The organism is candidate division WOR-3 bacterium, from assembly GCA_026418155.1.
In the GTDB taxonomy this organism is placed as follows: domain Bacteria; phylum Hydrothermota; class Tepidihabitantia; order Tepidihabitantales; family CAIPLT01; genus JAOABV01.
Map to the genome: position 1 here is coordinate 1 of JAOABV010000020.1, position 7,475 is coordinate 7,475.

Annotated in this window: 6 protein-coding genes; 1 reads left to right on the forward strand and 5 read right to left on the reverse strand. The window is 38.3% G+C overall.

The annotated features are described in order from the left end of the window. Positions 1-248: 248 nt before the first annotated feature. The gene (locus N2201_03805) at positions 249-965 is read left to right on the forward strand and encodes a helix-turn-helix domain-containing protein (GenBank protein ID MCX7785337.1); all 717 of its coding nucleotides are present in this window, start codon (positions 249-251) and stop codon (positions 963-965) included. Between the two features lie 84 nt (positions 966-1,049). Here the strand turns inward: N2201_03805 and N2201_03810 are convergent, their stop codons facing one another. The 5 genes from N2201_03810 to nuoE all read right to left on the reverse strand — a co-directional run bounded on the left by N2201_03810 (position 1,050) and on the right by nuoE (position 7,239). Then, positions 1,050-2,297 (reverse strand): Glu/Leu/Phe/Val dehydrogenase, encoded by a 1,248-nt coding sequence (locus N2201_03810; GenBank protein MCX7785338.1) that lies wholly within the window; start codon positions 2,295-2,297, stop codon positions 1,050-1,052. 125 nt (positions 2,298-2,422) lie between these two features. After that, positions 2,423-4,006 carry an FMN-binding glutamate synthase family protein gene (locus N2201_03815; GenBank protein MCX7785339.1) on the reverse strand — a complete coding sequence of 528 codons (1,584 nt, stop codon included), beginning with the start codon at positions 4,004-4,006 and terminating at the stop codon, positions 2,423-2,425. Between the two features lie 150 nt (positions 4,007-4,156). Then, on the reverse strand, positions 4,157-4,855 hold the full coding sequence (locus tag N2201_03820) for a 2Fe-2S iron-sulfur cluster-binding protein (GenBank protein MCX7785340.1): 699 nt from the start codon (positions 4,853-4,855) through the stop codon (positions 4,157-4,159). Positions 4,856-4,863: 8 nt separating this feature from the next. Then, positions 4,864-6,732, reverse strand: coding sequence for an NADH-quinone oxidoreductase subunit NuoF (gene nuoF / locus N2201_03825; protein MCX7785341.1), 1,869 nt, complete (start codon positions 6,730-6,732; stop codon positions 4,864-4,866). Between the two features lie 3 nt (positions 6,733-6,735). Beyond that, positions 6,736-7,239, reverse strand: coding sequence for an NADH-quinone oxidoreductase subunit NuoE (gene nuoE, locus N2201_03830; protein MCX7785342.1), 504 nt, complete (start codon positions 7,237-7,239; stop codon positions 6,736-6,738). Between the last annotated feature and the right edge of the window lie 236 nt (positions 7,240-7,475).

Sequence of the window (7,475 nt, forward strand, 5' to 3'; positions counted from 1 at the left end):
ATTAAGCGGTCTAATAACTGAGAGATAAGGTCTTTTAATAGATACGGAAATCAACGGAATTAAAGTCTTGCTACACCGTCCCCTGCATTATACCCTCTGTTTACCAATTTTTTGTTATTAGTTCTTGGTTATTATATGGTTAGAGAAAAATTCTGCTTGATTTAGGGGAAACTTTTAAGTATACATTTTGTAAACCTACAAATGAACCTAATGCACATATACAGAATAGAACCTGTTGGAAAACTTAAATGAATACGGATAAAATCACCCAAGAAATTACTTTATATAGAGAAATCGGTAAACTTCTAAAGGATATTAGGAAGAGAGCGCGTTTAACGCAAAAAGATGTCGGCATAAGATTGGGGTTTTCACAAAAAAGCGGTAGGGTATATGTTTCAAGATTGGAACGAGGATTAATTGAAAATCCTTCTTTATGGTTAATTTTAGAGTTTCTTAATATTTGTGAAAAACCATGGCCAGCATTTTTTGAAAAGTTAGCCAGTATCTATTTTATGAAAAAACACGATAAGATTATGGCACAAATACCGAGCACTAAGTATTATAAGAAGATTGACCGGGATGTTGCTAAGTTTACTCATAGCATTGAAACAAAATTTTCTGAAAAGCAGAAGATTAAACCGCTAACTCAAGATAAGAAAGAGCAGATGACAGTCCAATTCGCTAAACATCGGGTCAATATTGAACCAATTGAGCAGGAGATTACTAAATTGCTGGGTGAAACTCAAGTGCCCATAATCTTAAATCAATTTTATAAAGCATTTGCTCGGGAATATTATAGTCTACTGAGAAAAACTTCAGTGTCGTCGGTAAGTTCAGTGACTAATCAGAGATTAAATCAGATTCAAGATAAGTGGATTAAGAAAGGATTGCAACCAGAGTTTTTAGAAAAGGTAAAAGAGATTGTGGTAAGGTATATTTCCGCACAGCATAATCCAGATATTTAATATTTGCAAAATTCTCTTTTCTTAATTTCCTTTTGAAATTCAGCGTTGTCTTTAGCAATAGTTAAAAATAGAAATTCAGATGGATTATGGAAATAGTCCGCGATATTTATAAACTTCTGCAATGCGTTCAATCGCAACAATGTAGGCCGCAGTTCGTAATGAGACCTTTGACTCTTTGGCTTTATTCCAGACTTTATCAAATACTGAGACCATTCTCTTTTCCATAGACCTATTAACTTCTTCGGCTTCCCAATATAGACCGCTTAATGCTTGCACCCATTCAAGATGACTAACCACAACACCACCGGCATTGGCTAAAATATCCGGAATCACATAGACACCTTTTTGCTCTAAGACCGTATCGGCTTCAGGTGTCGTCGGTCCGTTGGCTCCTTCACTAATAACCTTTGCCTTGATATTATTAACATTATCTTGATGAATCTGATTTTCTAATGCTGCAGGCACTAAAACATCAACATCTAAAGACAGAATATCGTTTTTATCACACGGTTTTAATTTCCGATAATCGGCTAAACATTTCTGTTTTTCGGTGCATTCGTTCATAATTTCTTTGATTGGCAGTCCGTTCCAATCAATAAAACCACAAGTGGCATCAGAGATTGCTACAATTTTAGCGCCCATCTCTTCTAAAAATAAAGCGGCATGACTACCAACATTGCCAAAGCCCTGAATTGCAACTGTGACATCTTTTAGAGTCTTACCCAGTTTTTTGAATAGTTCTCGGGTGCAGATGGCAACACCTCGACCAGTTGCTTCTTTTCTACCTTTAGAACCACCTAATACTTCTGGTTTACCCGTGACAATTGCCGGTTCGGCATGGCCAATAAACATACTATAAGTATCCATCATCCAAGCCATAGTTTTGGCCGTAGTATAAACATCAGGTGCTGGAATATCTTTTTGTGGTCCTAAAATCGGCATAATTTCCGTGGTGTAGCGCCGGGTAATCTTTTCTAATTCTCTTTCAGATAATTTAGTTGGGTCACAAATCACACCACCTTTAGCCCCGCCGTACGGTAAATCTAATAAGGCACATTTCCAAGTCATCAAAGCGGCTAAACCGACTACTTCATCTTCATTTACTTCAGGATGATATCTAACTCCGCCTTTTGTGGGACCGAGCGCATTATTATATTGACAGCGATAGCCAGTAAAACAGACAACTTCTTTATTGTCCATTTCCACAGGAAAAGTAACTTTTAGAGTCCGCATTGGGCATTTTAATATTCTTAAGATATACTCTGGAACTTTAGTGTGTTCTGAGGCTTTGGCTACTTGTTGTCTTACAACATCGGCTAAGGAAAAGTTCATAGTTTCCTCCAGATGAAAAAAATTTCGCTACAAAATCTTCTCGGTATAATAATTAAGCCACAGAGGCACTGTGGCCACAAAGAAAATCGTTGTGCCTCTGTGGCATATTTTTTTCAAAAGTTATCTTATGAGTTCAGGATTTTTTCGGCTTCTTCTTTATCCGCATCCATCACATAAGTAATGCCGGAAATTTCTGCGGCTTCTTTAGTTAAGGCTGCAATATCATCACGGGTGATATATTGTAATGCGAACTTACGAGCACCGCACATTAGTTGTCTTAATCCTTGTGCCAATCTCTGATAATAGGTATAAAGTCCAATTGCACCTGGTGGAATTTCGTCAAATTGGTCACCGTATTCTTTTCTTAATTCTGGAGCCGTAACAAAGATCTCATCAATAGTTTGCCCGAATCTTTCAATGTAGACTGGAATGTCACCGTCTTTAATGCGTTTACCAATAGTTTTACCAACCATGGCTGCGGCAAGCGGACCTCGTGCCATACCAATCATATGGAAGTAAGGTGCACCCAGGGCTAATCCTTTGAAAATCTGGTCTTCAAATGTAAAACCACCCGCAATCGCAATTGTTGGCAGATATTCGCCTTTTTTGGCTAAAATATCACAGTAGCGATATAACAAGGAGTGTAATTCAACTGTGGGCACACCCCATTCATTCATCATCCGCCAGGGACTCATTCCTGTGCCGCCACCGGCACCGTCAACGGTTAACATATCAATCTTGGCTTTAGAAGAAAATTTTACGGCTCGGGCTAAATCGGCTGGTCGATAAGCACCGGTCTTTAAGAAGACATATTTGGCACCGGCTTTACGCAATTCTTCAACTCGTTTCATAAAACTTTCTTCGGTAACCATACCAACTCGCGAATGGCGTTCGAATTCATGGAACACACCGCGCTCAAATGCTTTAATAACTTCTGGGTCTTCAGGGTCAGGCAAAACCACATAACCGCGTTGTTTTAGTAATTGTGCTTTTTTCAAGTCTTTGATTTTAACTTCGCCGCCAATATCTTTTGCACCTTGACCCCATTTTAATTCAACCACTTGAACACCTAATTTTTCGATTGCGTATTCTTGGACACCTAAACGGGTATCTTCAACATTGGCTTGCAAGACGACTGCGCCGTAGCCATTTCTCTGCCAGTCCATAAAGAGTCTAACTCTTCTTTCTAATTCCGGTGAGTGAACAATTCTTCCGTTTTTAATTTCTGACCTAACATCCATACCGCAGACATTTTCCCCAATCGTAACAATGGTTCCGGTAATTGCCGCACCGACCGCTAATCCTTCCCAATTATTTTGCGCAATTTGCGTTGAACCCAGTCCGGGAATAACAAAAGGCAATTTGACTTTAATGCCTTTGTCATGTCCAATTCGTTGTTCTAAATTGACATTAGGGAAGATTGCTTTATCTGAATCCGCTTCAATCCCATGAGCACCGACTGCGGTTCCTTGAATTGTAAAATGCGAATAGTCAACCGGATAATTTTTTTCAGATGCGGTTGTGATAATACCGAAAGGTTGGGGATAGATTACCTCAGCGCCTCGATAAGCCGATTTTCCAATTTCGCACATTCCAATACAACCATCAACACAAGTAACACACATTCCACTAATATGAGTTCTTGAATCTTCGGTTCGGTTTTTAGTTAATGTTGCTGCTGATGCATTTAATCTGGTAAATGTTGGCATTTGTTATTTCCTCCTAAATAATCTTTATTATCTTTATATTTATTGAATTTGGACCTGAATCACACAAATGAACTAAATCCACGAATGAACCATTATAAGATAGATGCATTCGTGACATTAATAAAATTTGTGTGATGCAAGGTGCTCTTTTCATTTCTTTATATTGTCTCTTTTTTCTTGTTCACACCAAGCACATGGGTCCATATAACATTTCATATCTTCCCAGGCTTCAAGACAAGGTGGATTTTCTGAAACACAAGCATTACAAATCGGTTCTTTTTCATCTGGTCCTTGACAACGCGCTTGACAGGCTGGGCAGATATAGATACAACCACCGCAAAGTCGACAGACTTCAGATTTTTTATCAAATGGCGTCGTAATTTTCCGTTTATAGCCTCTTTGGACAAAACTAATTGCCCTGCCATCCATCTGTTCGGCACACATTCGCACGCATAAACCACAATAGATACAATCATCATATCTAATATTTCTAAACCGACATTGAGTTACCTCCCATTTAGAGGCTAAATCCTGAATGATTTTCGATTGCGGGCAGGTTGCTAAATACATTTCCAGTAACAATCTGCGCGTTTGCATTACACGTTTGGAATGCGTGCGAACAATTAAATTATCTTCCACGGGATAAGTGCAAGATGAGACTAATTTCGTGTTATTAGGATTATTAGCATAAGCAATCTCAACCACACAGAGTCGACAAGCACCATAAGGATTGAGTCCTTCATTATAGCAAAGCGTGGGAATTTCTAAGCCTAAAAACTTTGCTGCTTCTAATAAAGTTGTTCCTTTATCAAATTCAAAATCAATTCCATTAATTCTAATTTTGGGCATTAATTCTCCTATTCTATGATTATTGCCTTAAAGGGGCAAGTATCTTTGCAGATTCCACATTTAATACATAATTCCTGATTAATCGTGTGGACTTTTTTCCGTTCGCCTGAAATCGCATTTTGCGGACAAACTTTGATACATTTCATACAGCCCGTGCATTTATCCGGTAATATCAGATATTTTATGAGCGTTTTACATACACCAGCCGGACACTTTTTATCTTTAATGTGTGCCAGATATTCGTCTTCAAAATAGCGAAGAGTTGAAAGCACGGGATTAGCCGCCGTCTGACCTAAGCCACACATTGACGCATCTTTTACCATTTGAGCAACTTCTTTTAAGAATTCAATATCACCTTCTTGACCTTTACCTTCAGTTATATCCGAAACAATCTCATACATTCGTTGCGTGCCTTCCCGACACGAAAAACATTTTCCACAGGATTCATCTCGTAAAAAGTTTAAGAAGTATTTGGCAACATCGACCATACAGGTATTCTCATCCATTACAATCATTCCACCTGAGCCCATCATTGAGCCTGCGGCAGTTAAACCTTCATAATCAATTTGTAAGTCTAACAGTTCTTTAGGCATACAACCACCAGAAGGACCGCCGGTTTGCACGGCTTTGAATTGTTTATTTTCAGGAATACCGCCACCAATATCAAAGATAATTTCTCTTAGCGTAATACCCATAGGCACTTCAACTAAACCAGTATTTCTTACTTTGCCCACTAAAGAAAAGATTTTTGTGCCTTTACTTTTTTCGGTGCCAATTGCAGAAAATTTTTCTGCGCCTTGATTAATTATGGTTGGAATTGTTCCCCAAGTTTCAACATTATTGATATTAGTCGGCTTTCCCCAAAGACCTTTTTCTGCCGGATATGGCGGTCTCTGTCTGGGTTCGCCAATTCTGCCTTCAATGGAAGCAATCAAAGCGGTCTCTTCACCACAGACAAACGCACCAGCACCCCGAGCAATCGTAATATCAAAATTAAAACCTGAACCCAAAATATTCTCGCCTAACAGACCAGATTTTTTTGCCTGGTCCAAAGCAATTTTGAGGTTTTCAATTGCTAACGGATATTCTGTCCGAACATAGACAATACCTTGTTTAGCACCAATCGCATAACCACCAATAATCATACCTTCAATCACACAGTGCGGATTACCTTCTAATAAACTTCGGTCCATATAAGCCCCTGGGTCGCCTTCGTCTGCATTACAGATAATATATTTTTCGTCACCTTTTTGTTTTCGGCAGAATTCCCATTTAAGGCCAGTGGGAAAACCAGCACCACCACGGCCTCTTAAACCCGATTTTTTTACTTCGGCGATAATATCTTCCGGGCTCATCGTCAGGGCTTTTGCCAAGGCTCGATAACCACCTATCGCAAAATAGTCATTTATATCAGTTGGGTCAACAAAGACATTGTTACCGGAAATTAAACGATACTGCTTTTTATAAAATGGAATCTCATCGTAATAAGTAAACTTCTGCTTCGTCAAAGGGTCTTCGTATCGAAGTCGGTCAATAATTTCATTATTAAGAACAGTTTTTTCAATAACTGCCTCAACATCTTCTGGAGTCAATTTCTGGTAGAAAATTGGCTTATTACCGTTAGCACCACCGGGAAAGATTATCACATTGGGCTCGGCTTCACAGAAGCCGTGACAACCACTACTTCGAAGATTTAGTTTGTCCTTAAGATTTTTTCTTTTAATTAACTTTTCAAAAGTCTTAAAGACTTTTTCTGAACCGCGCGCTCGACCACAAGTTCCTGAACTGACAACAATTGTTGGCAGTTCGAGATGTTGTTTTTCTTTGGCTTTTTGGATAAATTTTTCTAAATCTTTTGCTGAATTAAGTTTTTTCATGTGTCACCTTTTTGATTTAGTTTGATATTGTTGTATCAATTTCGGTACTCGATTTGTGTTCATCTGACCATAATAGTCTTTATCAATTACTACCACGGGTCCGATGGCACAACAACCAAGACAGTTAACACTTTCTAAACTGAATTGGCGGTCAGGCGTAGTTTCGCCGGCTTTGATATTGAGCCGTCGCTCAAACTCTTCTAAAATCCTTGGCGCGCCACGAACATGACAAGCAGTTCCCATACAAACAGTGCAAGTGTGTTTGCCCCGTGGCACTAAACTAAAGGCTCGGAAGAAAGTCGCCACACTATAGACTTCAGATAAGGGAATATTTAATCTCTTAGCTACCTCGCATAAAGCCGATTCAGGAAGATAATGAAACATATCTTGAATATCTTGCAGAATTGCAATTAATGCACTTCGTTTATTACCATAACCATCGATGATTTCGTTAACTTTTTCTAAATCAATTGATTCAATGTCTGTTGTTGATATTTGAGTCTTCAACTACACCTCCTATAAAACAAAAGTTAGATGATTGTTCGGAAAATGTATTAAAAAAACATTTGCCATCATAAAGATATTTATTATAACTAAATAATAAATATTCGTCAACTCTTTAGTTGTGATTTTAAGAATAATTTAAGTTTTACAGAAGTTTCTATTTATTATGCCCAATCAATTTATTTCAAAAAGCAGAAGTTTTTTATTATTGCTCAAATTCAATTACATTACAAGTTAAA